Below are 26957 nucleotides of genomic sequence, written 5' to 3' on the forward strand. Positions count from 1 at the left end.
ATGGGGGCCTGCGTAGGCGTCAGACCCTGTTACGCCGCGCGGCAGCTCGGCCCGGCTCAGCCCATTGCTCAGTCCAGCGGCAATTCGGGCTGCGGGGCGGCTTTCTGGCGCGGCGCGGCGGTCCCGGCGGCCTTGCCGGTGAGCGCGGCCTCGTACAGGTCGCGCTTGCCGAGCCCGGATGCGGCTGACACGTCGGCAGCTGCGTCCTTCAGGCGAGCCCCGGCCGCGACCAGCGCCAGAACCTCCTCGACGCCGGTGGCCAGGTCGAGCACCCGCGGCGTCGCCCCGGCGACGACGATGCAGATTTCGCCTCGGACGCCCGCCGCGGCCCACTCGGCCAGCTCGGCGGCGGTGCCCCGCTTGACCTCTTCGTAGAACTTGGTCAGCTCCCGGCATACCACCACGCGGCGGTCGCCGCCGAGCGCGACGGCGAGGTCGGTGAGCGACGCGGCAAGCCGGTTGGGTGATTCGAAGAAGACCATGGTGCGGCGTTCGGTGGCCACCTCGCGCAGCGCCTGCATCCGCTCACCGTGTTTGCGGGGCAGGAAGCCCTCGAAGGTGAACCTGTCGGTGGGCAGGCCGGAGACGGCCAGCGCGGTGAGCACGGCCGACGGTCCGGGCAGCGCGGTGACGGTCACACCGGCGGCGATCGCGGCATCCACCAGGTGGAAGCCGGGGTCGGAGACCGTGGGCATGCCCGCGTCGCTGAGCACGAGCAGGTCGGTGTCGCGGGCGAGTTCGACGAGTTCGGCGGCCTTGCCCCGTTCGTTGTGGTCGTGCAGGGCGATCAGACGGGGCCGGTTCTCCACGCCGAGGGCCTTGAGCAGGTGCACCGTCACCCGGGTGTCCTCGGCGGCGATGACGGTGCTGGTACGCAGCGCCTCGATCAGGCGGGTCGAGGCGTCCCCGAGGTTTCCGATGGGCGTGGCAGCCAGAATGATCATGGTCCCAGTCTCGCAGCACAGTCTTGCAGCACAGTCACGCAGCAGTGGCTCACTACGATGGTCAGGTGCTCCTCACCCCCGTTGCGACCGCCCGTGTGACCGAGCGTTGGAGTGCCCTGTGGGGCAATCGGTGGGTTCGCCTGGCCGGGCCGGCACTGGTGGTTCTGCTGGCCGCGGGCTTACGGTTCTGGAACCTCGGCCACCCCGGCACCCTGGTGTTCGACGAGACCTTCTATGTGAAGGACGCCTGGAGCCTGTTCAACAACGGTTACGAGTCCACCTGGCCGGATGGCGCCGACGCCCTGTTCGCGGCGGGGCAGAGCAATATCTTCGGTACCGCCCCGTCGTTCGTGGTGCATCCGCCGCTCGGCAAATGGCTCATCGCCCTGGGGATGGCGGTCTTCGGCACCGATAACCCGTTCGGTTGGCGGGTCGTCACGGCGCTGGTCGGGGTGCTCGCCGTCGTGCTGCTCATGCTCATCGCCCAGAAGCTGTTCGGCTCGGTGTTGCTGAGTACGATCGCCGGTTTCCTCTTCGCCATCGACGGCAACGCGATCGTGATGAGCCGGGTCGCCCTGCTCGACAACTACGTGATGTTCTTCGCCCTCCTCGGCTTCGGCGCGGTACTGATGGACCGGGACCACCACCGGGCCAGGCTCGGGGCGTGGCTGAACGAGAAACGGGACAACGAGGTCGACCCCACCTGGGGCCCCGCGCTCTGGTGGCGGCCGTGGGTGCTGGCCGCGGGCCTGGCCTTCGGGCTGGCCTGTTCGGTGAAGTGGTCTGGGGCCTATTTCCTGGCCGCCTTCGGCATCTACCTGGTGGTGGTCGACGCGCTCGCCCGCCGCCGGGCCGGGCTGCCGTTCTGGGCCAGCGGAGCGATCCTCAAGCAGGGGCCGGTGACCTTCCTGCTCCTGGTTCCCGTGGCGGTGCTGACCTTCCTGGCCTCCTGGACCGGCTGGTTCGTCACCCGCGGCGGCTACTACCGGGACTGGGCCGATCAGGCCGGACAAGCCTGGACCGGGTCTCTGGCCTGGGTTCCGCACAGCCTGCAGAGCTTCTGGCACTACCAATCGGCCGCCTACGGCTACCACGTTGGCCTGGTGACCCCGCATCCGTACCAGGCGAACCCGCTTACCTGGCTGCTGATGAGCCGGCCGACGAGCATGTACTACCAGGGCTCGTCCCTGGGCGAGAACGGCTGTGGTTATGCCACCTGCTCCGAGGCCATCACCGGCATCGCCAACCCGCTGATCTGGTGGGCGGCGACGGCCGCGATCCTCTATTTGGTCTACAGGTTGGTGCGGTACCGGGAGTGGCGCGTCGGCCTGATCCTGATGGGCATGGTCGCCGGTTACCTGCCCTGGCTGATGTACCTGAACCGCACGGTGTTCCAGTTCTATACGATCGCGTTCGAGCCGTACTTGATCCTCGGGCTGACCCTGGTGATATCTCTGCTGATCAAGAATGGATCCGGTCGGGCGATCGTGGCGGTGTTCCTGGCCCTGGCCACGATAGTGAGCGCCTACTACTTCCCGCTCTGGACCGGTGCCCAGGTTCCGTTCGCTTTCTGGCAGGCGCACATCTGGCTGCCGAGCTGGCGCTGACCAGCATTAACGCTGTGATTGCAACACATTCCCAGCCTCGAACATATGCCAAAATTGGAATACATCCCCTGTTAAAGGCGTGTGAATTCACGCTATTTTCGGGTCTCGAACCCGTAGGATGGCCGTTATCTGCTTGACGAGTGATTGCTCTACAACCGACTGAGAAGTCCAGATACAAACCAAAGGCCTCATGTCGGAAGCATCTGCCGCACCCACGGTGCGTATTGTCCGCACCCGCAAGGGTGGCGACTCCCAGAACCCCACCACCGAGTACTCCTCCCTGCTGCACACCGTGCGGAATCTCGGTCTGCTCGGCCGCCGCACCGGCTTCTACTGGGGCGTCTTCGCCGCCCTGGTCCTGATCACCGTCGGCCTCGGCGTCGGCTTCGTGCTGCTCGGCGACTCCTGGTACCAGCTGATCATCGCCGGCGTGCTCGGCATCATCCTCACCCAGTTCGCGTTCCTCGCCCACGAGGCGTCGCACCGCCAGGTCTTCCAGTCCGGCCCCGCCAACGACAGGGCCGGCCGTGTCCTCGCCAACCTCTTCGTCGGCATCAGCTACGCCTGGTGGATGACCAAGCACAGCCGCCACCACGCCAACCCGAACGTGGTCGGCAAGGACCCCGACATCGACCCCGACTTCATTGTGTTCCGCGAGGAAGACGCCGCGAAGGTCAACTGGATCACCTCGTTCATGACCCGCAAGCAGGGGTACCTGTTCTTCCCGATGCTCACCCTCGAGGGCATCAACCTGCACATCCAGGGCTTCAAGACGGTCTTCGGCAAGGGCAAGGTCGACAAGCGTTGGCTCGAGATCAGCATGCTCACCAGCCGCATCGTGATCTACCTCGCCGTCATCTTCTACTTCCTGCCGCTGGGCATGGCGTTCGCCTTCGTCGGCGTGCAGATGGCCGTGTTCGGCGTCTACATGGGCGCCTCCTTCGCCCCCAACCACAAGGGCATGCCGCAGCTGCCACACGAGAGCAAGGTCGACTTCCTGCGCCGCCAGGTGCTCACGTCGCGCAACATCCGAGGCGGCACCCTCATGGACACCTTCATGGGCGGCCTGAACTACCAGGTCGAGCACCACCTGTTCCCGAACATGGCCCGCCCGCACCTGAAGAAGGCGCAGGAGATCACCAAGGAATATTGCCAGTCCAACAAGATCCTCTACACCGAGACCGGACTGTTCGAGTCCTACGGCATCGTGGTCGCCTATCTCAACAAGGTGGGCCTGGCCGCCCGTGACCCGTTCGACTGCCCGATGGTGCAGCGCTTCCACCACCGCTGACCCTCCTCTCGACTGAGAGAGAAGCCCCGAGAATCCTCGATTCTTGGGGCTTTTCTCACGCTTCACGGGCGATGGGTAAAGTTGACCCAATGTGGATCTGGGGAGTGGGTGCGGCCGGGGTGGCCGCGCTGGTCGCGTGGGGCGTGCACTCCGCGCTTCCCGCGGTACCGCTGCTGACCGCGGCCGTGCTGCTCGGCATCGTGGTGGGGCAGCTGCCCGTGCTGCGTCCGGCGGTCACCGGGATGCTCGCGCCCGGCCTGACCCTGGCGTCCCACCGGCTGATGCGCCTGGGCGTGGTGTTGCTGGGCCTCAAGCTCAGCCTGGTCGACATCCTCGGTCTGGGCTGGGTCACCATCACCAGCACGGTCCTCATCGTGGTGCTCACCTTCTTCGGCACCCTGTGGCTCGGCCGCCGCGTCGGCCTACCCGGACACCAGCCGTTGCTCATCGCCACGGGCTTCGCCGTCTGCGGCGCGTCTGCGATCGGAGCGATGAGCGGCGTGGTCAAGGCCAAGGACCGGGAGACCGCCACCCCGGTGGCGTTGGTGACCCTGTGCGGCACCCTCGCGATCGGCGTGCTGCCGTTGCTCTGGCATCCGCTGGGCCTGACCGACCTCCAGTTCGGCCACTGGGTCGGCGCCGGTGTGCACGATGTGGGCCAGGTGGTCGCCACGGCGCAGATCGCCGGGTCGGCGGCCCTCGCCGTGGCCGTGGTCGTCAAGCTCACCCGGGTGCTGATGCTGGCGCCACTCGTGGCCGGCGTGGCGGTGTACGAGCGGCGGCGGGCGGGCACCGTCGATCGCACGGTCCGGCGGCCGCCGGTGGTTCCCCTGTTCGTCGCGGGGTTCCTGGCCATGGTGCTGGTGCGCACCTTCGTTCCGCTGCCCGCCACCGTGCTCGAGTCCATCGATCTGGTACAGACGGTGCTGCTGGCCATGGCGCTGTTCGGCCTGGGCACCGCGGTGCGCCTGTCCGAGCTCCTGCGCACCGGCGGCAAGGCCCTCGGCGTGGGCCTGGCCTCCTGGCTGCTGATCGCCCTGCTCGCTCTGGCCGCCGTCCTCATCAGCTGACGGTCGCTGCTGTGCAGGCCGGGCGGAGGTCATGTGGCGCACTGTTACGCCACTCCGCCCGCGGTCCCGCGCCGGGCCGGTAGCGTAACCGCATGGCAGATCGCGAGTACGGCTTCACCACCAGGGCAATCCACGCCGGGAACATCCCCGACGCAGTGACCGGGGCCCGGGCCCTGCCCATCTACCAGACCAGCGCGTTCGTGTTCGACGACACCGCGGATGCCGCGGCCCGGTTCGCGCTGCAGAAGTACGGCAACGTCTACTCCCGGCTGTCGAACCCCACCGTGGCGGCGTTCGAGGAGCGCATCGCGAGCCTCGAGGGGGGCCTGGGCGCCGTCGCCACGGCATCCGGCCTGGCCGCGCAGTACATCACCTTCGCCAGCCTGGCCGGGGCCGGCGACCACATCGTCTCCAGCGCCAACCTCTACGGCGGTTCGATCACCCAGCTCGACGTGACCCTGCGCCGCTTCGGCGTGGAGACCACCTTCGTGCAATCCGCCGACCCGGCCGACTACGCCGCCGCGATCACCGACAAGACCAAGCTGATCTTCGCCGAGACCGTCGCCAACCCGTCCGGTGAGGTCGCCGACATCGAGGGCCTCGCCGCGGTGGCGCACGCCGCCGGAATCCCGCTGATCATCGACTCCACCATCGCCACGCCGTACCTCTGCCGGCCCATCGAGTGGGGCGCCGACATCGTCATCCACTCCGCCACCAAGTTCCTCGGCGGCCACGGCACCACACTCGGCGGCGTGGTCGTGGAGAGCGGCCGGTTCAACTGGCACAGCGACAAGTTCCCGCTCTTCACCGAGCCGGTGTCCAGCTACGGCGGCCTGGAGTGGTCGGGTAACTTCGGTGAGTACGCCTTCCTCACGCGCCTCCGCGCCGAACAGCTGCGCGACATCGGGCCGGTTCTCGCGCCGCACTCCGCGTTCCTGCTCGCCCAGGGTGTCGAGACGCTGCCCTACCGGCTGCAGGCTCACGTGAACAACGCCCGCATCGTGGCCGAGTGGCTGGACGCCGACCCGCGCGTGGACTTCGTCAACTGGGCCGGGTTGCCCAGCCACCCGCACTACGAGCGCGGCCTCAAATACCTGCCCAAGGGCCCCGGCTCGGTATTCAGCTTCGGCGTCAAAGGCGGCCGCGACGCCGGTCGCACCTTCATCGAGTCCGTCGACCTGGCCAGCCACCTGGCCAACATCGGCGACGCCAAGACCCTCGTCATCCACCCGGCCTCCACCACCCACGCCCAGCTCAGCGAGCAGCAGCTCGCCGATGCCGGGGTTCTGGCCGGCCTGGTGCGCATCAGCGTGGGCATCGAGGATGTCGACGACATCATCTACGACCTCGACCAGGCGCTCAGCCAGGCCGCAGCGGGGGGACGCTCATGAGCACCGAGACAGTCCAGCTCACCAACGGTTTGAGCTGCAGCGTTCCCACAAATTCGCCGCTGGCCAAGCTGCTGCGCACCCAGCGCACCTGGGAGGGCCCGGACGCCAAGGCGCGCCTGGGCATCCTGCGGCGGGCACAGTCGATCGCCATCGTGGGTGCCTCCCCCAACCCGGCCCGGTCCAGCTACTTCGTGGGCACCTACCTGCAACAGTCGAGCGACTACAGGGTCTACTTCGTCAATCCGCGTGCCGACACCATCCTGGGCCAGAAGGCCTACCCCGACCTGGCGTCGCTGCCCGAGGTACCCGACATCGTCGATGTCTTCCGCAAGGCCTCCGACATCCCCGCCGTGATCGACGACGCCCTCGCCGTGGGCGCCACGACGGTGTGGGTGCAGCTGGGCATCTGGAACCAGGAGGCCGCGGAGTACGGCGAGGCGAAGGGGCTCACCATTGTGATGGACCGCTGCATCAAGATCGAGCACGCCCGCTTCCACGGCGGCCTGCACCTGCTCGGTTTCGACACCGGGCAGATCACGGCGCGCAAGACCATCAGGTAGCCGCCCGCGTACGATAGAGCGGGTGACTGCGTACGTATCGGCTCTCGACCTCTTCTCCATCGGAATCGGTCCATCCAGTTCCCACACTGTCGGCCCGATGCGGGCCGCCCTGGCCTTCGCCCAGCACCTCGCCGAGAGTGGGCGGCTGCCCGAGGTGCGCCGCATCCGCTGCTCGCTGTTCGGCTCGCTCGGCTCGACCGGTCTGGGCCACGGCACGCCCGACGCGATTCTGGCGGGCCTGGCGGGCCTCACCCCGGAGACCTGCGACCCCGCCGAGGTGCGCAACAGCTGGGTCAATCTCACCGACGGGTCCACCCTGCGCCTGAACGGCAGCCACCCGGTTGCTGTGCAGAAGAGCGACGTCGTCTTCGAACCGCGCACCCGACTGCCCGGACACCCCAACGCGATGACGCTGTCGGCCTGGGGGGACGACTCGAGCGGCACCGCGCTGCTCGAGGAGACCTACTACTCCATCGGCGGCGGCTTCATCCGCCGCGACGGCGACCCGGTCCGGCCCGCAGCCACGGTGGTCCAGCCGATGCCGTACGCCTCGAGTGCCGCCCTGCTCGCGCTCTGCGACAGCCACGGCATCGGCATCTGCGATGTCGCGCGCGCCAACGAGGAAGCCATCCACGGCGCCGACGGGTTGGATGCCGGGTTGGACGCGATCTGGGCCGCCATGCACGCCTGCGTCGAGGCGGGCCTGCGCGTGGACGGCACGCTGCCCGGCGGCCTCGGCGTCAAACGCCGCGCCTCCGCCATCCGTATGCAGCTGGAGGAATACGACGGTCTGCAGCAACGCGAGCGGGACACCTCGACCGAGTGGCTGCACGCCTTCGCCCTCGCGGTCAACGAGGAGAACGCGTCCGGCGGCCGCGTCGTGACGGCGCCCACCAACGGCGCCGCGGGCATCATCCCCGCCGTCGCCCACTACTACCTGCGTTTTGTGCCCGGCGCGAGCGCGGCCGGCATCCGTCGGTTTCTGCTCACCGCGGTGGCGATCGGCTCGCTGGTCAAGGCGAATGCCTCCATCTCCGGCGCCGAGGGCGGCTGCCAGGCCGAGGTCGGCTCGGCCTGCGCCATGGCCGCGGGGGCGCTCTGCGCGGTGCTCGGCGGCACGCCCCGCCAGGTGGAGAACGCGGCGGAGATCGCGATGGAGCACCACCTCGGCCTGACCTGCGACCCTGTCGGCGGACTCGTTCAGGTGCCCTGCATCGAACGCAACGCCATCGCCGCGTCGACGGCGGTGTCGGCGGCCCGGCTGGCCCTACACGGCGACGGCACCCATCTGGTCTCGCTCGACACCGTCATCGAGACCATGCGGCAGACCGGCCTGGACATGATGACCAAGTACAAGGAAACCAGCGAGGGCGGCCTCGCGGTCAACGTCATCGAGTGCTGAGCGCCCGGCCGTTCGGCGGGTCAGCGACCGCCGCCGCCACCGCCGCCGCCACCACCGCCGGAGAAGCCGCCACCTGAGGATCCTCCGGAGGAACTGCTGCCGCCGGAGCCCGACCAGGACGACCCCGAACTCGAACTCTCCGAGGGGGTGGTGGCGAAGGAGCCCGTGCCGATCGACCGAGCGAAGCCGGTGAAGTTCTGGCTGAACACTGCGGCGCCGCCGGCACCGGAGAACCAGTCCGGCGACGCATCCGTCGTGTCGTAGTAGTTGCCGAGCTCGCGCGCCCACTCCCGCTCGACGCCCCACAGCATCGCCCACGGCAGCAGCTTCTCGTGAAGCTTCACGATCAGGTCGGTGTCAATCGTGGCGGCGACCCGCTCCGCGCCCTCCGGACTCTGCAGCACCCGGATGCGGTCGGCTTCGGCCAACGCCAGATAGTCGCGCAGGCCCAGGAGGTAGTCGCGGTTCGCAGCGCCCTTCTCGGTCAAGCGATGTGGCATCTGATACATCACACCCAGCAGCACCAGGGCCAGGATGGTGCCAGGCATGAGCCAGCCGACCAGGGTGCTGCTGACCTCGTTCTGGCCGGCCCACCGGGTCACCAGCCAGGCGGGAGCGAGCAGCAGCGCACCAGCGAGCGCCAGATAGCTGGGAATGCGACTCTTGCCCCTGGCGCGGTATCCGGACGAGGTCACCTCGTCGGAGATGCTGCCGCGCAACCGCACAAGCCGGTCACCGAGCTTGGGGTCAGCGGTATCCAGCCGCAGCCTGGCTCCGCCCTTCAGTTTGGGCATCAGCGCAGCGAGGATCTGCCGATCGGCGCTGCTCAACCGGTGCGTGTCCACCACCTCGAGCGCGTATCGTCGGCTGGCCGGTTCGCTGGGCGACTCCACCAGGCGGGCGGCCCGGGTGACGGCGAAACTGATCACCTGCGCGGGCAGGCCCACCTTCTCTTTTCCCAGCATCGCGGCGGCCAGCATGACCGATAGCTCCTCCGGCGGGGTGTACTGCACCACGATGGTTCCGCGACCCCTGGCGTCGCGCCAGACGAAGGTGCGCAGGCCCAGCAGCATGAGCACGAAGAAGGCCGCGAAACCCAGAATGAGCCAGGGAGCCACGGTGACGATCCACGATTCCTCCGGGCCGGGCGGCTGGGTGAAGGTGCCGGGGGCGAAGCCGATCGCCACCGACATGTTCTGTCCGGAGACCAGGTTCTGGCTCGTCGAGGTCAGCACGCTGCCGGCAGCATCCGTGCTGGTCTCAACGGCGCAGGTGGCGTCACCGCCGTAGTATCCGACGTAGCAGGCTGCCTCGCCGGTGAGGGCCGCGGTGAGGTCTTCGTCGAGGTGCAGGCGTGCTGTCACCGACCCAAACGGCTGCGCCCAGCCGGTGCCGTTCACGTCCCAGTAGAACTCCTCGGCGGCGGTATCGGCGAAATCACCGATCACGTCGCGCTGGGTGTATTCGAGGACGTAGGTGGTGCGTCCGTGCACGAAGTCGTCGGTGCCGAGGGCGAGTTCGGTGAAGTCGTCCCTGCTGCTTGTCTCGTAGGGCACCGGGGCGCCGGTCTCGTCGGTGACGCTGATGACCTGCACATCCATGTCGACGTACCGGTAGGAATCCGGGATGGCCCGGACGATGCCGCGGTTCTGGTCGGCTGCCGGGAAGTCGGCCACGATGGTCTCGACCGTGCGCAGGGTGGCGCGGCCGTCGGCATCCCGGCCCAGATCGTAGTCGACCGTGAACGAGTCGAAGGTGAAGTCGTTCGCACCGGCGGGTACGGATGCCGCCGGTGCGGCTGCCGAGGCGGCGGATGCCCCGGCCAGGGCCAGGCTCGCGGCCAGGGTCAATGCCGTGGCCAGGGCCGCGGCCAGTGCACGCCGGCGCGGCAGAATCTGTCGGTGTGTCATGGTTCCCCCGGCTCAATGATATCCAGCGGGTGCCTGGCGACACGGCCCGGTGTCCCCCGTATTAGGCACAGCACGCCGGCTGCGCCGGGAGAATCCTGACCTAAACTGTCTTCTCGGGGGTACACCATCAACGATCTCACCAGTTCACCGCAGTCGGCCGCGCCGCGCCTCTCTGTTCCGCGCCCAGCTGCACCGCGTCGCACTGCCCAGACCCGGCCGACCCGACGGGCCGTCGTGCTTTCGGTGATGCTGGTCGGTGGCCTGGCCTTGGCCGGCTGCGCCGCCGCGCCCGCACCGGTGGTGACGGCGACTGTCGTGGTCACCCAAACACCGACCCCCACGCCGACGCCCACGCCCACACCGACCCCCACGCCGACGCCGGTGGCCGAGGCGCCCGCGCCGGAGCTCACCGGAAACCCCGAGGTGCCGGCCGAGCCCATTCCGGAGGGCCCCGCCGTTGACCTCGGCGCGATTCCCGGCGCCCAGGCCGCGCCGGAATACGACGGCGCCGGCAACCCGATCAGCTACACGGTCATCGAGGGTGATTCGTTCTTCGATATCGCCCAGCGCTTCGACCTGCCGATGCAGCAGCTCCTCCGCATGAACCCGAAGGTCGCCGGGCTCGGCGAGGACATCTACCTCCGCCAGGTCATCAACCTCGACTGGACCAAGACCGGCTGAGCCCGCGGGCCGGCGGCGACAAGCGCGGGTCAGCGCACGGACGCGTGAATGCGTTCGATCAGCTCGATGGTGTGTGCCGAGTCGACAGCGTTCACCGGCAATGGCGCTCCGCGCAACAGCGCATTCGCCAGGCCCTCGTAGAAGGCCGTGTACTGGCCGCGCTGGGTCGGCACGACCTGGCTGGCGCCGTCGGCGCCGAGCCGGCCCCAGGTGGCTTCCGGTTCGAGGCCGAAGTCGGCGTCGCTGGGCAGGTTGCCGGCCTGGATGGCGGCCTCCTGGCCGTCCACTCCCCATTTGGTGTACCCCGCGGCCGAGCCGAGCACCCTGAACCGTGGGCCGGTCTGGGCCGCGAACGAGCTCACCCAGAGGTGCGAACGCACCCCGGAGCCGTGGTGCAGCGACACGAACGAATCGTCGTCGGCGGCGCCGCCCGGCCGGCGGGTGGACAGTTCGGCGGTGAAGTCATCGACCGGGCCGAAGAGCAGCACGGCCTGGTCGATCAGGTGCGCGCCGAGGTCATAGAGCACGCCGCCGCCCGCGGCCGGGGTCGCCCCGGCCTTCCAGCTGCGCGGGGTGCCGGGCTTGAAGAACTCGAACCTGGACTCGAATCTGTAGACGTCGCCGAGGGCGCCATCGGCCAGGAGCGCTTGCAGGGTGAGGAAGTCACCGTCCCAGCGCCGGTTCTGGAACACCGTGAGCGGAAGCCCCAGGCTCTCGGCCCGGTTCAGCAGCGCCCAGCCCTGCTCGGAATCCACTGCGAACGGCTTGTCGATGACCACGGCGAGGCCCGCATCGAGGGCGGCGTTGGCCAGCGCCACATGGGTGTCCGGCGGGGTGCCGATGATCACGAGGTCGAGGTCGGCCGCCTGAGCGAACAGCGCCTCGGCGGTGGGTACGATCCGCACCCCCGGGTAGCTCTCGATGGCCTTGGCGCCCCGATCGGGGTCGCCGGTCACGATGGCCTCGAGCGAGAAGTCGGGGTTGGCCGCGAGGAACGGTGCGTGGAAGACCCGGCCGGAGAGCCCGAAGCCGATCACGGCCGCGCGGATCGGGCCGGTCCGCGGGGTAGGCGTTCCCCCGGTGGCCGCCGAATTCGGCTGGGCGCCGTGCTGCGGTCCCGGACCGGGCCGCGGGCCCGGCTTGGGTGCCGGCTTCGGCGTCATGATCGGGGTTTCCGGCTGGTTGTCTGAAGTGGCCATGGCCCGAGGTTACGCCGGTTCGGGCGCCCTCCCGCCCACAACTGTTCCCGTTCCGGGCAATTGCACCCGGCACACCGGGCGCACTTGTCCGCTTCGGGAACAGTTGGGCGCGGTGAGGAGCGGGCGAGGAGCGGGACCGGCGGCTAGAGCCGGTTGATCCCGGTCACCGTCAACGCCGGCACTCCCAGTTCGTCGGACTCGGCGAGGTCGATCATGGCGCTGATGCCCCAGTCGTGGTCGCCGGCCGGGTCGTCGAAGATCTGCCGGGCGGTCCACACGGTGGCACCCTCGTCGAGGATGAGCAGTCCGGCGCCGCGGGCATTCGCCCCGGCCAGCAGTTCGTCATGATCGGCGTAGTAGCCGTCCATGGCGTCGGCCCAGGCATCTGCCCCGAAACCGCTGTCGCGGTCGAGGTCGCCGAGGGCGTCGTAATTCTCCAGCGCGGCCAGCTGCACCCGGCGGAAAAGTTCGTTCCGCACCAGGATCCGGAATGCCCGGGTGTTGGTGGTGAGCCGGTGCGGCGCGGGCGGCACCACGGCGTGCGCCGTCGACTCGTGCGCGGCCAGGTCGGGGTGGATGAGTTCCTCCCACTCGTCGAGCAGACTGGAGTCCACCTGCCGCACGAGCTCGCCGAGCCACTCGATCAGGTCGAGAAGGTCTTCGGTCTTGGCCTCGTCGGGGATGGTCTGCCGGGCGGCCCGGTAGGCATCCGAGAGGTAACGCAGCACCACACCCTCGCTGCGTGCGAGCTTGTAGTAGGCCACGAACTCGCCGAACGACATGGCCCGCTCGTACATGTCACGCACCACGGTCTTGGGCCGCAGCGGGAAGTCGGCGATCCAGGGCTGGGACTGCTTGTAGGTCTCGAACGCGTAGCTGAGCAGCTCGTCCAGGGGCTTGGGCCAGGTGATCTCCTCGAGCAGCTCCATCCGCTGGTCGTACTCGATGCCCTCCTGCTTCATCGCGTTCACGGCCTCACCGCGGGCGGCGAACTGCTGACCCATCAGCACCGGCCGCGGGTCGTCGAGGGTGGACTCCAGCACCGAGATCATGTCGAGGGCGTAGGTGGGCGCCTCGATGTCGAGCAGGTCGAACGCGGCAAGCGCGAACGGCGACAGCGGCTGGTTGAGCGCGAAGTTCGCCTGCAAATCGACGGTCAAACGGATGCTGCCGTCCGCACCCTGCTCCACGATCCCGGCCGCACGCAGGGTCTTGTAGATCCCGAGGGCCCGGCGGGCGTGGGCGAGCTGACGTTTCCACGGCTCGTGGTTGTCGAACACCAGCGAGTACACGTTCGCGAAAGCGTCGCCGCCGCGGGCGATCACGTTGATCAGCATGGCGCTGGTCATCTGCATGCTCGAGGTGAGGGTCTCCGGCTCGGCGTCGACGAGGCGCCTGAACGACGGCTCGCCCCAGGATACGAACCCCTCCGGGGCGCGCTTGCGGATGATCTTGCGCTTCTTCTTCGGGTCGTCACCGGCCTTCTGGATGGCCTTGAGGTTCTCGGTCTCGTGGTCGGGCGCCTGGATCATCACGGTGCCGGCGGTGTCGAAGCCGGCCCGGCCGGCCCGCCCGGCGATCTGGTGGAACTCGCGGGCGTTGAGCTGGCGCATTTTGACGCCGTCGTACTTGGTCAGGGCGGTGAACAGCACGCTGCGGATCGGCACGTTGATGCCCACGCCGAGGGTGTCGGTGCCGCAGATCACCCGCAGCAGGCCGCGCTGGGCGAGCTGCTCCACCAGCCGGCGGTACTTGGGCAGCATGCCGGCGTGGTGCACGCCGATGCCCATCCTGATCAGCCTGGAGAGGGTCTTGCCGAAGCTGGTGGTGAACCTGAACTCGCCGATGAGTTCGGCGATGGCCTCCTTCTGCTCCTTGGTGACCACCTTCACGCTGGAGAGCGCCTGGGCGCGTTCCAGGGCGGCCGCCTGGGCGAAGTGCACGATGTACACCGGCGCCTGGCCGGTCTTGATCAGGTCCTCCACGGTCTCGTGCACGGGCGTGGTCTCGTAGAAGTAGTGCAGCGGCACCGGGCGCTCCACACCGGTGACCACGGCGGTGTCCCGGTTGGTGCGGCGGGACAGGTCGGCGGCGATGTCGGTGACGTCGCCGAGGGTGGCCGACATCAGGATGAACTGCACCCGCGGCAAGAGCAGCAATGGCACCTGCCAGGCCCAGCCGCGGTCGGGGTCGGAGTAGAAGTGGAACTCGTCCATCACGACCTGGTCGACCGGGGTGTCCTCGCCGTTCCGGAGCGCCAGGTTGGCCAGGATCTCGGCGGTGCAGCAGATGATCGGGGCGTCGGAGTTGACCGACGAGTCGCCGGTCATCATGCCCACGTTCTCGGCGCCGAAGATCTCCACCAGGGCGAAGAACTTCTCGCTCACCAGCGCCTTGATCGGGGCGGTGTAGAAGGTGCGCTTGCCGGCCGAGAGGGCGGCGAAGTGCGCCCCGATCGCCACCAGGGACTTGCCGGTGCCGGTGGGGGTGGACAGGATCAGGTTCGCGCCCGACACGATCTCGATGACAGCTTCCTCCTGCGCCGGGTAGAGCCGGAGGCCCGCATCCGCTGCCCACGCTTCGAAGGCCTCGAAAAGCTGGTCGGGATCGGTGTTGTGCGGGAGGGCGGTGAGGGTTGCCATGATCCCCCAATCCTCCCCTATCCGGCCGGAGGAGTCCTCCACCGCATCAGCCAGGCCATCAGGTAGGCGCGGCTGTTGCCGTCGTCGATCCGCTCCTCCGGCAGGCTCGCCGCCGCGGTCAGGGCGTCGGATGCGGCCTCCGGGCCGCGCAGGCCGGCGTACATCAATAGGTAGTCGCCGAACATCACGTCATAGTTGCCTCCCGGCAGGGCGTCGGCGAGGTTGGCGCTCACCCTGTCGGGGTCGCCGCCGAGGTAGCCGGCAACCGGGCTCATCGGCAGCACCAGGATGCCCAGCATGGCGCTGGGCTCGGCGCTGAACCAGGTGGCGTAGTCGCGCTTACCGCCCCAGACCAGCGACGTGACGGTGTGGTCGAAGCCCGCATAGACCGGATCGTCGAGGTCGAAGTCGGTCCAATAGGCACGGGACGAGGCCGCCTCACTGGAGAGCATCCACTCGGCCTCGGCCGCGAGGTCGGCCTGGTCGCTGGCGGCGGCCCAGAGCGCCAATCCGTTCCACGCGGTCACGGCCTCTGAACTGGATTCCTGGTTGTTCCCGTCGCCGAACGGCGAGGTGCCGCTGGCCCAGGAGTGGCCCGCGTAAGCGTCGAACACCCTTCGGTCCGGGAAGTATTCGCTGCCGCCGCTGGTGGCGAGGTCGGCGGCGAGCAGATTCAGCACCGGCGCCCAGCGCTGTGCGGCGTCGGGATCGTCGGCCGCGACCACCGCCGCGGCATAGAAGAAGTAGCCGTAGTGGAAATGGTGGTCGTTGAACTCCTCGGAGCCGAACGACGTGGCCAGGCCCACGATCCCCTTCGCGTCCGGGTCGTAGACGAAGCACCGTTCGGTGCGCTGGGCACAGGCGTCGGGGTCCATCCAGTCGTCGAGGGCGGTGCTGAGCCGGTCGGTGAGCGTGGCCACCGCATCATCGGCACCCACCTGCCGGGCCACCTCGAGCAGGTTCGCGGCCCGGTAGAGGGACTTGCCGCCGAAGTAGGTGTCGGCGGCGAAGGTCGTGGTGGCCGCCACATCAGCTCGCACCTGGTCGGCCAGCGCGGCGCGGTCCTCGTCACCGAGAGCCGAGAGGTCCAGGGCGCCGCTGGGAGTGACCGCGGGCACCGACCAGCTCAGCTGCCGGCCCTCGCACACCGTGAGCGCACCGTAGATGCTCGGGTACTCCCCCGCGGTGCACGACGCACCGTCGGCGAGACCCTGTGCCTGGTGCGGCAGCGCGGCGATCAGGGTGTCGCCGCCGTCGCTGGTGTCGTAGTGGATGGTCGTGGTGGCCGTATCCGTGCCGGCGCCGTACTCGACGCTGGTGCCGATGACCGGGTGCCGGGCCGCTTCGGCGAAGGCCGTGAGCGTGCCGCCGTCCGGCAGTGCGAACCAGGTCACGGATTGGCCGGCCGCGAGGGACAGGTCGGTGCCGGACGAAAGAGTTGCCGCACTGACCAGGCCGTAGGTGCTGCCGGCCACGTCGACACTCCACACGCCCTTTTCGGCTTCGTTGAAGGCTGTCGGCATGGTGAGGGCGACGTCCGCAGCGGCAGTGAAGGACACGAACGGCGACCCCTCGGCGATCACCGTGCTGCCGACCGTGGCGCCGTCGATGGACTGGCCGATCGTGACGGATGCTTCGTCGTAGGCGGTCACCGCCTGCTCCAGCCCGTCGCCGTCGCCGACCTGCACGCCGATCTGCCCGGCGAAGCCGCCCCTGATCACGTTGGTGTCCGCCGCCACCTCCGGCAGCCCGAAGGCGAAGCCGGAGTCGCTCAGTTGGAATGAGAGGGGCAGAGGGAACACCGGCATCGATTCCTCGCCGAACACCAGACCGGAGAACCACCGGTTGGTCGGCGGGATGAGCCCGTCGGATAGGCGCGCTGTCGGCAGGGCTTTCAGACTCTGCTGCGGAAGGGCGTCGACCAGCGGCGCGACCTCGTTGCCGGGGAAGATGGCCGCGCCAGGGGTCGAGGCCTCGGTGTCGACCGGTTCAACGGCATCCGTCGTGGTGCACGCGGTGAGCGCGGCGGCGATCACCAGGCAGGTGGCGACGGCGAGGGTGCGCGGTGTTCTCTGCACGATCACAGCCCGATCGTCCGGAGGAACCCGAACAGGCCGTCGCTGGCGCCGGCGAGGAGGCCGTCGTCGCGCAGTTCTATCGTCGCCGTGACCGGGGTGCCGGGGGCGATGAGCCCGTTCGCGGCGCCGTCGACCAGGTCCGGGCTCAGGACCCTGGCCGTGGTCTCGGCATGGCCGTTCGCCGTCTGCACGTCCAGGGTGTCCATGGTCCCGGCCACCCGGGTCTGGTTCGGCAGCACGATGTCGACGGCGGCGCCGGGTTCGATCCGCGCGTAGTCGCCGCTGGTGAGGACGAAATCGGCCGACACGAACAGGGACCCGGCCTGGTCGATGACGGCGAGCACCTGCCCGGCCTGCACGAAGGAGCCGCGCTCGGTGCTGACGTCGGTGAGGGTGCCGTCGACGGCGGCGGTCAGGGTGAGCACGCCGTCCTCGGCCACCGAGTAGGCCACGCTGTCGACGGTGACCAGGCCTTCGGCAAGGTCGGCCTGCAGGGTGGGGCTCTGCAGGGTGAACAGCGCCTGACCCGCCCGCACCTGGTCGCCGTCCTCGACGAGTCGCTCCATGACGGTTCCGCCATAGTCGGAGCCCACTGGATACTCCGCCGCCTGAATTGAGGCGGAGGCGCTCATCACCTGGGCCTGCCGCTGGTTGAAGACGAGCGTGAGGACCGCGACGACGCCGACGACGACGACGAGTCCGAAGAAGAGCTTGAACCGGTTGGCCCAGGTCATCAGGACACCATCCTTCGGGTCAGGGCGCGGGTGCGTCGTGCCAGGTGCGCCTCGTGCATTGCCGTGCCGACAAAAGTGCCCAGGATGAGAGTGTTGGTCACATTCCAGGCCGTGGCCAGGGTGAGGGTGCCGATCGAGAGGTCACGCCACACCGCCACCACCGAGGTGAGCAGGAGGAATACGAAGAAGAGCACCTGCGGGATCATGAAGTTGAACGGCGATCTCACCCGGGAGCGGTTGCCCGTGGCGCTCCAGTGCTGTTCCTTGCCGACCAGGACGTTCATCAGCGCGGCCACGTAGATGGGGAACGACGCCGTGGCGAGCATCAGGGTCTCCCAGCGGAACGAACCCATCGTGTAGAACGCCAGAAGCACCTGCATCAGGTAGAAACCCGCGTAGTACAGCAGCCAGGTCACCACCGTGGTGGAGAGGTTCATCGGGCGCAGGTCGAGGTAGATTTCCAGCGGTGGCACCAACAACAGCAGCAGCGGCGCGATCCCGGTGAGGTAGAAGGATGCCGTCACCAGGTACTGCAGACGCTGATCGAAGGTGAGACGGCGCCGAGGGCTGAGCGGGTTGCTGTGCAGCAGGATCTCGAAGCCGCCCGTGGCCCAGCGCAGTTGCTGTTTCGTGTACGCCTCCACGGTGTCCGGCGCGTGTCCGGTTGCCAGCACGGTGGGGATGTAGATGGTTTTCCAGCCCGCCTCGTGCAGCTTCAGCGACGTCCAGACGTCTTCGGACTTGGAGTCGGTGTACATGCCGCCGATGTCGTTGATCGCATCTCGCCGGAAGATCACGTTGGTGCCCACGCAGAAAGCGGCGTTGAATCGGTTGCGACCGGGTTGGATGAACCTGTAGAAGACCGCCTGCATGTATCCGGCGCCGCGGGAGATGACGTTGTGCAGGTTGCGGTAGGCCTGGGGGGTCTGCACGAAGGCGACCTTGTCGTCGATGAAAAACGGCAGGGTCTCGATGAGGAACTCCCGCTTGGGCACGAAGTCGGCGTCGAAGATCACGAAGTACTCCGCAGTGCTCGCCGTGAGCGCGTGATTGACGTTGCCCGCCTTGGCGCCGTTCGAGCTCAGCCGGCGCAGGTAGCGCACGCCCAGCTCGGCGGCCAGATCACGCACCTCGTCGGAACGGCCGTCGTCCAACACCCAGGTGAGGTGCTCACCGTGCATCGCCCGCACCGCGGTGACGGTCTCCCGGATCACGTCGATGTCCTCACCATACGTGGTGATGAACACGTCGATGGTGGCCGGGTGGTCCCCCAGGTGCAGGGGCCACCGCTCGGGCTGGTCCTTCAAGCCGTCCCGCGCTATTGATCTGCCGCGTACCAGAGTTGCCTGGGTACGGTGAAAGTCGAAATCCCGAGTATCTGTAGACCCGGACAGGATCGTCCACATCGACAGCAGCGCCTGGAAGATCAGGATCGACTCGGCCATGATCACGAGCGAGTATGGCAGCCAGTCGCCGCGGCTGGCCGGATTGAGCAGGAAGTGAGCGTAGGCCAGGATTCCTACCGTTGCGATCAGAACCAGCATGACGAGGGACGGCGAGTGCGCGTGCCCCGTCGACTTGGGTCGAACCGGGTGATCGTCGATCGCCAGTTGGTGGGTGGGGATCCGGTGCATAGCCTCGGGCGGCACTACTGAATCCACCGAGGATTCGGGTGTAGCGGGTATGCCAAGGCTGGGATGAAGGGAGGTCATCCGTCTCTCTTTCGGTACCGGATTCGGGTCCGGGGTTCGCGAACGGGATCTCGGGCGAGGTTCGCGTGCTGGTTCTGAGCGCGAGCATGAGCGGGTTCGACAGGGCCCTGAAACACGCGGCAACACCGACCGGGTCTGGCCTGGGTGTCGGCCGACCGGAGAGTGTGGGCATCGTCGTCCGGGTTCGCGGGATCTATCGGGATCGGGATCCGTGAGGGATCGGGATCCGTGAGGGATCGGGATGCGGATGGAGCGACGAGGTGCCGTAGGGTGCGGCGAAGACGACGGAACAGGGGAGGTCGGGTGCGACCGTTCGTCGTGGCGGGTAGGTTCACCATAGGTCCGTGGCGAGAGTTCTGACTATCGGTTCCCTCAACGTTCTCGTGTTCGTAACACGGCTGTAACCCGGTGCTCGGCCCCGCTCTCACCCCCAGTCTCGTAAGGGATTCGTAAGGGCGGGTGCGCCCGTCTCACAGGCGGTAAATCTAAGCTGATCCCATGTCCAGCCCCGCCTCCCCGACACCGGCTCGCGCGCTGCCCGCCTTGGCCGGCCTGGCCGCGGTCCTGGCCGGATTCGGTCTCGCCGAACTTGTCGCCGGGCTCATCGCGCCCGGTGCCAGCCCGGTGCTGGTGGTCGGTGCTCTGCTGATCGATCTGGCGCCGGTCTGGGCCAAGGAACTGGTGATCTCGCTCTTCGGCACTGCCGATAAGGTGGCGCTGGTCGTCTTCATCGCCCTGGTCGCGGCGGTCCTGGCCGCACTGGCCGGCATCCTCGAATACCGGCGTGCCCCGTTCGGCCGGTTCGTGATCGTGGCCGCCGGCCTGGTCGCGCTCGCCGCGGCGCTCACCCGCGCCGGGGCATCCCCGTTCGACGCCGTGCCTCCGGTGCTGGCAATGGTGGTGGCCGCCCTGGTGCTCACGATGCTGATCAACAGGCTGCGCGTCCGCCGGGCCCCCACGGCGGCGACGGCCGAGCTGGACCGTCGCCGGTTTCTCGTTTACACCGGCATCAGCGCCGGTGCCGGCGTGCTCGCGGCCATCGGCGGCCAGCTGCTCACGGCCGGCAGCCGGGCAGCGGATGCGGCCAGGGCACTGTTCCCCCTGCCGGCACCTTCCACGCCGGGCACCCCGCTTCCCGCCGGAGCATCGTTCGACATCGATGGTCTCACGCCGATCATCACCCCCAACGCGGAGTTCTACCGCATCGACACCGCCCTCTCGGTGCCGCGCATCGACCCGTCGACCTGGACCTTGAGGATCACCGGGCTGGTCGAGAACGAGGTGGAGATCGATTTCGCCGAGCTGCTGGCCCTGCCACTGGCGGAAAGCACCACCACGTTGGCCTGCGTGTCGAACTACGTGGGCGGCGACCTGATCGGCAACGCCGTCTGGCTCGGCTACCCGATCCGTGACCTGCTCGCCAGGGCGAAGCCGCTCGCCGACGCCGACATGGTGCTGTCGCGCAGCCAGGACGGCTGGACCGCCAGCACCCCGCTCGAGGCCCTCACCGACGACCGCGACTCGATCCTCGCCGTGGGCATGAACGGCGAGCCGCTGCCTCTCGAACACGGCTACCCGGTGCGGATGGTGGTGCCAGGCCTCTACGGGTACGTGTCGGCCACGAAGTGGGTCACCGAGCTGGTGGTCACCCGGTTCGACCAGGAGACGGCGTATTGGTCCACCCGCGGCTGGTCCCAGAAGGGTCCGGTGAAGCTGTCCTCGCGCGTGGACGTGCCCCGCGAGAATGCGAGCGTTGACGCCGGAACGGTGACGGTCGCCGGCGTCGCGTGGAGCCAACACGTGGGCATCTCGGCCGTCGACGTGCAGGTGGACGACGGCGACTGGAACCCCGCCACCCTGGCCGACGCGATCTCCGTCGACACCTGGCGGCAGTGGCGCTGGGATTGGGACGCCCCGAGCGGCTCGCACACCCTGCGGGTGCGCGCCACAGATGCCGACGGCTTGGTGCAGACCAGCAAGCTCGCCGATGTCGCGCCGGACGGCGCCACCGGCCTGCACGAAATCCGCGTGTCGATTTCGTGACCACGTCGAAGCAGGTGCCCGGGTTGAGCCCGAGCAACATCGCCCATTTCGAGGGTCTACTGCGCGGTCAACGGTTCGATCTCGAGCGGGAGCTGGGCCGGCAGGGCGACACCCTGAACGCCGTGCGCGCGGCGCGCAGCGGCGGGGACGCCGACGACGAGCACGATCCCGAAGGCCCGACCCTCTCCGACGAGTGGTCGCTTCGGGCGGGGGTGCACGCCGAACTGGCCGCCTCCCTGGCTGCCATTGACGCGGCCCTGGTGCGCGTCGAGGACGGCAGCTACGGCCGGTGCCTGCGCGGGGGTGAGCCGATCGGCCGCGAGCGGCTCGAGGCCCGCCCGGCTGCGGAGCTGTGTATCGACTGTGCTCGGGAGGCGTGACCGATTCGCTGGCATGGATGGCTCACCCCTCCTCCACAGGGCGGTCCTTTTCGACCCTCTCCACAGCTTGGTTTCTGGGCCGGGGAGTGTCGGTGGTGGGTGCTTCACTGACCCTATGGCCACCTCAGCTGCCACTCCCGATCACACCCCCGAAAACACCCGCGATGCCGCTTCGGACCCCGCGGTCAGTGCTGCGGTGGATCCTGTCGCGGCGGCGATCAGCGCGGTCATCGACCCGCTGATCTTGAACGAGAAAGTGATCGCGGCCGGCTACGCCTGAAACACCAATCCAGCTTCACCACCCGCCAAGGCCCCGGCGGCGCCCTCACCTGGACCACCCCAAGCGGCAAAACTTACACCTCAGCACCAGCCAACACCGACCCCACCACCTACGACCCCGCCGGCTACGTCACCGCCAACTACGACAGCCGCACACCGCGACTCGGAATCGATGACCCTCCCCCGTTTTGACCGCCGCCTCTGGCCGGATTCCGGTGCACGCGCTACAACTAGGGCATGAACGAGCCCGTTGATACCCCGGACGCCACCACCCGATGGATGCAGGGGTACCTCAAGGCCTGGTCCTCGAATGATCCCGATCACATCAACGCACTCTTCACCGAAGATGCCGAGTACTACACCGACCCGTTCGGGGAACCACGGCGCGGACGCCCCGCGATTGTCGCCGGGTGGCTGGATCACGCCGACGAGCCCGACAGTTTCACCTTCGAGTGGTCGCCGCTGATGATCACCCCCGAGATGTCCATCATCGACGGCGTCACGCGCTACGCGGCCGGTCCGGTCTACAGCAACCTCTGGGTGATCCGCTTCGCTCCAGACGGCCGGGCCCGGGAGTTCATCGAGTGGTGGATGGACCAGGCCCGGCCGACCGAAGACAGCTGAGGGCCACGCCCGACTGGAGTCGTGACACTGGTGAATCGTCCCGGCACACGCTACAACAGGGGTGACACAGGAACCCGCCGCAGAAAGGACACCATCATGGGAATCGTCTCCTCAGGCTTTTTCGGCCGCGGCCGCCGCGACGACCCGGCTCTCCCACCCGGCCAGCACCTCACCGACGGGTTCCCGGTGCTTTCGGCCGGCCCCACCCCGCGGATCACTCCGGAGGAGTGGGAGTTCACCATCACCACCGAGACCGGCCAGGTGCACCGCTGGAGTTGGACGGAGTTCCTCGCGCTCCAGCAGGATGACGTGAGCCGCGACATCCACTGCGTCACCAGTTGGTCGAAGCTCGGCACCAGCTGGCGCGGCGTCTCGCTCGACACCCTCTTCGAATCGGTCGAGTCCGACTGCGAATTCACCATGGCGCACTCCTACGGCGGTTACACGACCAACGTTCCGCTCGACGACCTGCTCGACGGCAAGGCCTGGATCGCGCACGAGTTCGACGGTGAGGCACTCGAACCGGCCCACGGCGGCCCGGCCCGCCTGCTGGTTCCGCACCTGTACTTCTGGAAAAGCGCCAAGTGGGTGCGCGGACTCGAGATGCTCCGGCAGGACGAACCCGGTTTCTGGGAGAGCAACGGCTACCACATGTACGGCGACCCCTGGCGCGAAGAGCGCTACTGGTGAGAACCGGCTGGAGAGTGGCGGAGGTGATCGGCGTGACCCCGGAGACCCGGACCGCCCGCACCCTGCGCCTGCGCTTGCCCGGCCTGACCGGGCACCGCGCCGGCCAGCATGTCGACGTGCGCCTCACCGCCCCAGACGGGTACACCGCCGTGCGCTCCTACTCGGTCGCGTCGGCGTTGCCCGGGGACGAATTCGACCTCACGGTGGAGGAGCTGGCCGACGGTGAGGTGTCGCCCTATCTTGTGCACCAGGTTGCCGTGGGCGACCAGCTGGAGGTGCGCGGCCCGGTCGGCGGCTGGTTCGTCTGGGACCCAGCCGATCCCTCGCCCGTGCAACTCATCGCCGGCGGCTCCGGAGTGGTGCCGCTGATGGCCATGCTCCGCGCCCACGCGGCCGCCGACCCCGCCTCCCCCGGCGCCGCCGCCCCGTTCCGCCTGCTCTACTCGGTGCGCGCACCCGACGCCGTCTACTACGGTGGCGAACTCGATGACCTGGCCCGCTCTCCGCTCGCGGATGTCTCCGTCGTGTACACCCGCCAGGCACCGGCCGGCAGTGGCCGGCCACCCCGGCGCCTGGATGCGGCGACCCTGGTGGAGAGCGTGCTACCGGCCGCCGACAACCCCGCCGTGTTCGTCTGCGGCGCCACCGCCTTCGTCGAAAGCGTCGCCGACTGGCTCGTGCAGGCCGGCCATTCCCCCGATCGGATCAAAACCGAACGCTACGGCGGCACCGGGACCAGACCGTGACCGACAACCTCGACGACCTCGACTACCTGGACGGCAACGCCGCCGCCGGTCCGCTCAGCGAGTTCTTCGCCATCGACGTCGTCAGCGCCCGCGGCCGCTGCGCCTCCTGCGGCCGCATCGATGCCCTGGCCACCGCCCGGTTGTACCCCAACTCCCACGGACTGCTGTTGCGCTGCCCAGGCTGCGCCGAGATCCTGATGCGGCTCGTCGACACCGGCGACAGCGTCTGCCTCGACCTGCACGGCCTGAGCTTCATCGAGCTGCGCCGCGGCTGACGCGCTTCCCAGCTAATACCCGCTTCCACCCGCTTAGGCTGAGGTCGGCGGTTCCTCCGCCCTTCGAGCTGGAGTGTGCATGCAGGGATCGGTCATTCTCGACGTCATTCTGGTCGTGCTGCTCGTCGCCAGTCTGGGCGCCGGCTACCGCAGCGGCCTGATCGGCAGCCTGAGCGGCGTGCTGGGCCTCGTCGCCGGCGCCGTCGCGGCGTACTTCGTGGTGCCGCTGGTGCCCACCTGGGTGTCCGCCGCCGAGTGGCGCACGCCGGCCTCCATCGCCGCGGCGCTGCTGCTGGTGATTGCCGGGCTCACCATCGGTGAGTCGATCGGTCTGGCCCTCCGCCGCCGCACCCCGCGCAAGCTGCGCGGCGTCGACAGGCTCTTCGGCGCCGTGATCGGCGTGGCCGCCGCCGCTGCCGTGATGTCGATGGTCGCGTTCAGCGTCGGCGCCCTGGGCATTCCCCCGCTCACCTCCGCCATCGCCTCGTCGGGGGTCGTGCGCACCATCGACTCGGTCACCCCCGATCCAGTGAAGAGCTTCCTCGCACAGCTGCGTTCCACCGTCGTCGACGACGGCCTGCCCCTGATCGCGGATGCCTTCGGCGGCCAGAGCCCGACCCTGCCAGAGGCCCAGCTCGACAGCGCCGCGCTCGACACTGCCGCGGCATCCGTGCTGCGTATCACCGGCAACGCCGTCGCCTGCGGCCAGAGTCAGTCCGGGTCGGGCTTCGTGATCGCCCCCGAACGCGTGATGACCAACGCCCACGTTGTGGCCGGGGTCACCGAAGCCGTCGTGGAGGTGCCGGGAGCCGGCGCCTTGACCGGCGAGATCGTCTACTTCGACCCCGTCGACGACCTCGCGATCATTGCCGTACCCGGTCTGGCCGCCGCACCGCTGACCCTGCAGGGTGACCTGGCCGTCGACAGCGAGGGCGTCAGCCTGGGCTACCCGTTCGGCGGGCCGTTCGACTCCGATCCGGCGAGGGTCATGTCGGTGGGTTCGGTGCTCGTCGCCGACATCTACGGCCAGTCCCCCACCGCCCGGGCCGTGTACACGCTCGCCGCGGACGTGCAGCAGGGCGAGTCGGGCGGGCCGCTGCTCAGCGCCGACGGCCGGGTGGCCGGCGTGATCTTCGCCAAGGCGGCCAACACCGCCAACGTGGGCTACGCCCTGGCGATGTCCGAGGTCGCCCCGGTCGTCGACCAGGCCGACGGCCTCTCCGCTATGGTCAGTTCCGGTACCTGCATCCAGGGCTAGGTCCGCCGGAAGCGGGGGTATGGTGACCGCATGACTTTTCGGCCAGAGGACTACCGGGCCCCACTCGAGCAGGCGGTTCGGTCCGCCGCCGAGTGGTTGGATTCGCTGCCGTCCCGGCCCGTGAAACCGGCGGCGCCGGTCGACCAGCTGGCGGCGGCCTTCGCCCGCGCCCTTCCAGAGGAACCTGCCGATCCCGCCGCGGTGGTGGCCGAGCTGGCCACGCTGGCCGAACCCGGACTGATGGCCATCGGCTCCGGCCGCTTCTTCGGCTGGGTGATGGGCGGCACCCTGCCCGCGGCCCTGTCGGCGGACTGGCTGGTGAGCGCGTGGGACCAGAACGGCGGACTGCGCTATGCGACACCGGCGACCGCGGCGATCGAGGAACGAGCCGGTGCCTGGATTCTCGACCTGCTGCATCTGCCAGCCTCGAGCGCAGTGGGCTTCACCACCGGCGGCACGATGGCTAACTTCGTCGGCTTGGCCGCCGGCCGAGGCGCGGTGCTCCGCGCGGTCGGCTGGGACGTCAACCGTGATGGCCTGACCGGCGCACCACGGGTGAGCGTACTGGCCGGCGCCGAGGTGCACAGCTCGGTGATCCTCGCCCTGCGCTACCTGGGCTTGGGCGAACCGACCCTCGTCGCCGCCGACCCGCAGGGGTGCATCCGTCCCGACGCCCTGGCGGACGCACTGGCGACGGTCACCGGTCCCAGCCTGGTCGTCCTTCAGGCCGGCAATCTGCACTCGGGCAGCTTCGACCCGATGCGCGAGTCGATTCGGTTGGCCCACGATGCCGGGGCCTGGGTGCACGTCGACGGCGCCTTCGGGCTGTGGGCGGCAGTGAGCCCCCGCTGGGCTCCCGCCCTGGCCGGACTGGACACCGCCGATTCGTGGGCGACGGATGCCCATAAGACCCTCAACGTTCCCTACGATTGCGGCATCGCCATCGTCGCCGACCCGACCGCCGCGCGGTCCGCGTTCGCGGCACACACCAGCTACTTCGTGCGGGACGACGCCGGCACCGCCGACCCGATGGATCTGGTGCCGGAGCTGTCCCGACGCGCGCGCGGCGTTCCGGTGTGGGCGGCGATGCGCTCCCTCGGTCGCAGCGGCACGGTGGCCCTCGTCGAGGGACTCGCCGACAACGCCAGCGCCCTCGCCACAGGGTTGGCGGCGCTGCCCGGTGTCGAGGTGCTCAACGACGTGGTCTTCACCCAGGTGTCGGTCTCGTTCGGCACCGATGACCGCACGGTCCGGGTGACGCAGGCCCTCATCGCGGACGGGGCGGTCTGGATGTCCGGGTCGGTCTGGTCGGGGCGGGCGGTGTTGCGCATCTCGGTCAGCAACTGGTCCACGGATGCCGCCGATGTGGCTGTGGCCGTCGACGCCGTCGCGCGCGCCCTGGCCACGGTCACCACCGCCGACCGGGGGTGACCCCACTCGC

The 26957-nt window shown here is 68.8% G+C and carries 23 protein-coding genes; 16 read left to right on the plus strand and 7 right to left on the minus strand.

All coding sequences use genetic code 11. From position 1 onward, the window contains the following. Positions 1-68 precede the first annotated feature (68 nt). A complete protein-coding gene (gene rsmI, locus C3B61_RS16520; RefSeq protein ID WP_103461613.1) occupies positions 69-944 on the minus strand; it encodes a 16S rRNA (cytidine(1402)-2'-O)-methyltransferase in 876 nt (291 codons plus the stop codon). Between the two features lie 44 nt (positions 945-988). On the opposite strand from rsmI, the gene C3B61_RS16525 reads away from it, so the two are divergent. The 6 genes from C3B61_RS16525 (at position 989) to C3B61_RS16550 (ending at position 8265) form a co-directional block, all read left to right on the plus strand. Beyond that, positions 989-2551, plus strand: a complete 1563-nt coding sequence (locus tag C3B61_RS16525; protein ID WP_244285973.1) for a dolichyl-phosphate-mannose--protein mannosyltransferase — start codon at positions 989-991, stop codon at positions 2549-2551. Positions 2552-2741: 190 nt separating this feature from the next. Next, positions 2742-3842, plus strand: coding sequence for a fatty acid desaturase family protein (locus tag C3B61_RS16530; RefSeq protein WP_088456754.1), 1101 nt, complete (start codon positions 2742-2744; stop codon positions 3840-3842). Positions 3843-3931: 89 nt separating this feature from the next. Further along, the gene (locus tag C3B61_RS16535) at positions 3932-4912 is read left to right on the plus strand and encodes a YeiH family protein (RefSeq protein WP_244285974.1); all 981 of its coding nucleotides are present in this window, start codon (positions 3932-3934) and stop codon (positions 4910-4912) included. A 92-nt stretch (positions 4913-5004) separates the two neighbouring features. Beyond that, positions 5005-6303, plus strand: a complete 1299-nt coding sequence (locus C3B61_RS16540) for an O-acetylhomoserine aminocarboxypropyltransferase/cysteine synthase family protein (protein WP_088456756.1) — start codon at positions 5005-5007, stop codon at positions 6301-6303. Further along, positions 6300-6863, plus strand: coding sequence for a CoA-binding protein (locus C3B61_RS16545; RefSeq protein WP_103461616.1), 564 nt, complete (start codon positions 6300-6302; stop codon positions 6861-6863). The genes C3B61_RS16540 and C3B61_RS16545 overlap by 4 nt, the downstream gene beginning before the upstream one ends. 22 nt (positions 6864-6885) lie before the next feature. Beyond that, the gene (locus C3B61_RS16550; protein WP_103461617.1) at positions 6886-8265 is read left to right on the plus strand and encodes an L-serine ammonia-lyase; all 1380 of its coding nucleotides are present in this window, start codon (positions 6886-6888) and stop codon (positions 8263-8265) included. Between the two features lie 20 nt (positions 8266-8285). On the opposite strand, the gene C3B61_RS19960 is transcribed toward C3B61_RS16550, so the two are convergent. Continuing rightward, a complete protein-coding gene (locus C3B61_RS19960; protein WP_103461618.1) occupies positions 8286-10175 on the minus strand; it encodes a DUF2207 domain-containing protein in 1890 nt (629 codons plus the stop codon). Positions 10176-10409: 234 nt separating this feature from the next. Here C3B61_RS19960 and C3B61_RS16565 point away from each other — a divergent pair, with 234 nt between their 5' ends. Continuing rightward, the gene (locus C3B61_RS16565; RefSeq protein WP_165787947.1) at positions 10410-10856 is read left to right on the plus strand and encodes a LysM peptidoglycan-binding domain-containing protein; all 447 of its coding nucleotides are present in this window, start codon (positions 10410-10412) and stop codon (positions 10854-10856) included. A gap of 29 nt (positions 10857-10885) precedes the next feature. On the opposite strand, the gene C3B61_RS16570 is transcribed toward C3B61_RS16565, so the two are convergent. The 5 genes from C3B61_RS16570 to C3B61_RS16590 form a co-directional block, all read right to left on the minus strand. Further along, positions 10886-12055 carry a Gfo/Idh/MocA family protein gene (locus tag C3B61_RS16570; RefSeq protein WP_240632231.1) on the minus strand — a complete coding sequence of 390 codons (1170 nt, stop codon included), beginning with the start codon at positions 12053-12055 and terminating at the stop codon, positions 10886-10888. A gap of 143 nt (positions 12056-12198) precedes the next feature. Then, the gene (locus C3B61_RS16575) at positions 12199-14697 is read right to left on the minus strand and encodes a DEAD/DEAH box helicase (RefSeq protein WP_103461621.1); all 2499 of its coding nucleotides are present in this window, start codon (positions 14695-14697) and stop codon (positions 12199-12201) included. Between the two features lie 17 nt (positions 14698-14714). Further along, positions 14715-16781 (minus strand): glycosyl hydrolase, encoded by a 2067-nt coding sequence (locus C3B61_RS16580; RefSeq protein ID WP_103461622.1) that lies wholly within the window; start codon positions 16779-16781, stop codon positions 14715-14717. Further along, positions 16778-17509 (minus strand): efflux RND transporter periplasmic adaptor subunit, encoded by a 732-nt coding sequence (locus tag C3B61_RS16585; protein WP_088456764.1) that lies wholly within the window; start codon positions 17507-17509, stop codon positions 16778-16780. The genes C3B61_RS16580 and C3B61_RS16585 overlap by 4 nt, the downstream gene beginning before the upstream one ends. Then, positions 17509-19158: a glycosyltransferase gene (locus C3B61_RS16590; protein ID WP_244285975.1), complete on the minus strand. Its 1650-nt coding sequence runs from the start codon at positions 19156-19158 to the stop codon at positions 17509-17511. Before C3B61_RS16590 ends, C3B61_RS16585 begins: the two co-directional genes overlap by 1 nt. Before the next feature lie 561 nt (positions 19159-19719). On the opposite strand from C3B61_RS16590, the gene C3B61_RS16595 reads away from it, so the two are divergent. From C3B61_RS16595 to C3B61_RS16630, 9 genes are all read left to right on the plus strand, one after another. Beyond that, entirely contained in the window at positions 19720-21264 is a 1545-nt protein-coding gene (locus C3B61_RS16595) for a molybdopterin-dependent oxidoreductase (protein ID WP_103461624.1), read from the plus strand. Next, positions 21261-21644, plus strand: coding sequence for a TraR/DksA family transcriptional regulator (locus C3B61_RS16600; protein WP_208858844.1), 384 nt, complete (start codon positions 21261-21263; stop codon positions 21642-21644). Before C3B61_RS16595 ends, C3B61_RS16600 begins: the two co-directional genes overlap by 4 nt. Before the next feature lie 115 nt (positions 21645-21759). After that, complete coding sequence (locus C3B61_RS19790; RefSeq protein ID WP_165787948.1) at positions 21760-21924, plus strand: hypothetical protein; 165 nt, start codon at positions 21760-21762, stop codon at positions 21922-21924. A 236-nt stretch (positions 21925-22160) separates the two neighbouring features. After that, positions 22161-22547, plus strand: coding sequence for a nuclear transport factor 2 family protein (locus C3B61_RS16605; RefSeq protein ID WP_088456768.1), 387 nt, complete (start codon positions 22161-22163; stop codon positions 22545-22547). A 96-nt stretch (positions 22548-22643) separates the two neighbouring features. After that, positions 22644-23237: a sulfite oxidase-like oxidoreductase gene (locus tag C3B61_RS16610; RefSeq protein WP_103461625.1), complete on the plus strand. Its 594-nt coding sequence runs from the start codon at positions 22644-22646 to the stop codon at positions 23235-23237. Between the two features lie 32 nt (positions 23238-23269). Then, positions 23270-23983 (plus strand): ferredoxin reductase, encoded by a 714-nt coding sequence (locus C3B61_RS16615; protein WP_244285976.1) that lies wholly within the window; start codon positions 23270-23272, stop codon positions 23981-23983. Next, positions 23980-24258, plus strand: coding sequence for a DUF6510 family protein (locus tag C3B61_RS16620; protein ID WP_088456771.1), 279 nt, complete (start codon positions 23980-23982; stop codon positions 24256-24258). Before C3B61_RS16615 ends, C3B61_RS16620 begins: the two co-directional genes overlap by 4 nt. Positions 24259-24337: 79 nt before the next feature. Beyond that, complete coding sequence (locus C3B61_RS16625) at positions 24338-25516, plus strand: MarP family serine protease (protein WP_088456772.1); 1179 nt, start codon at positions 24338-24340, stop codon at positions 25514-25516. A 30-nt stretch (positions 25517-25546) separates the two neighbouring features. Next, on the plus strand, positions 25547-26947 hold the full coding sequence (locus C3B61_RS16630; RefSeq protein WP_103461627.1) for a pyridoxal phosphate-dependent decarboxylase family protein: 1401 nt from the start codon (positions 25547-25549) through the stop codon (positions 26945-26947). Positions 26948-26957: the final 10 nt, after the last annotated feature.

Source organism: Cryobacterium zongtaii (assembly GCF_002909375.1).
GTDB classification, from domain to species: Bacteria; Actinomycetota; Actinomycetes; order Actinomycetales; family Microbacteriaceae; genus Cryobacterium; species Cryobacterium zongtaii.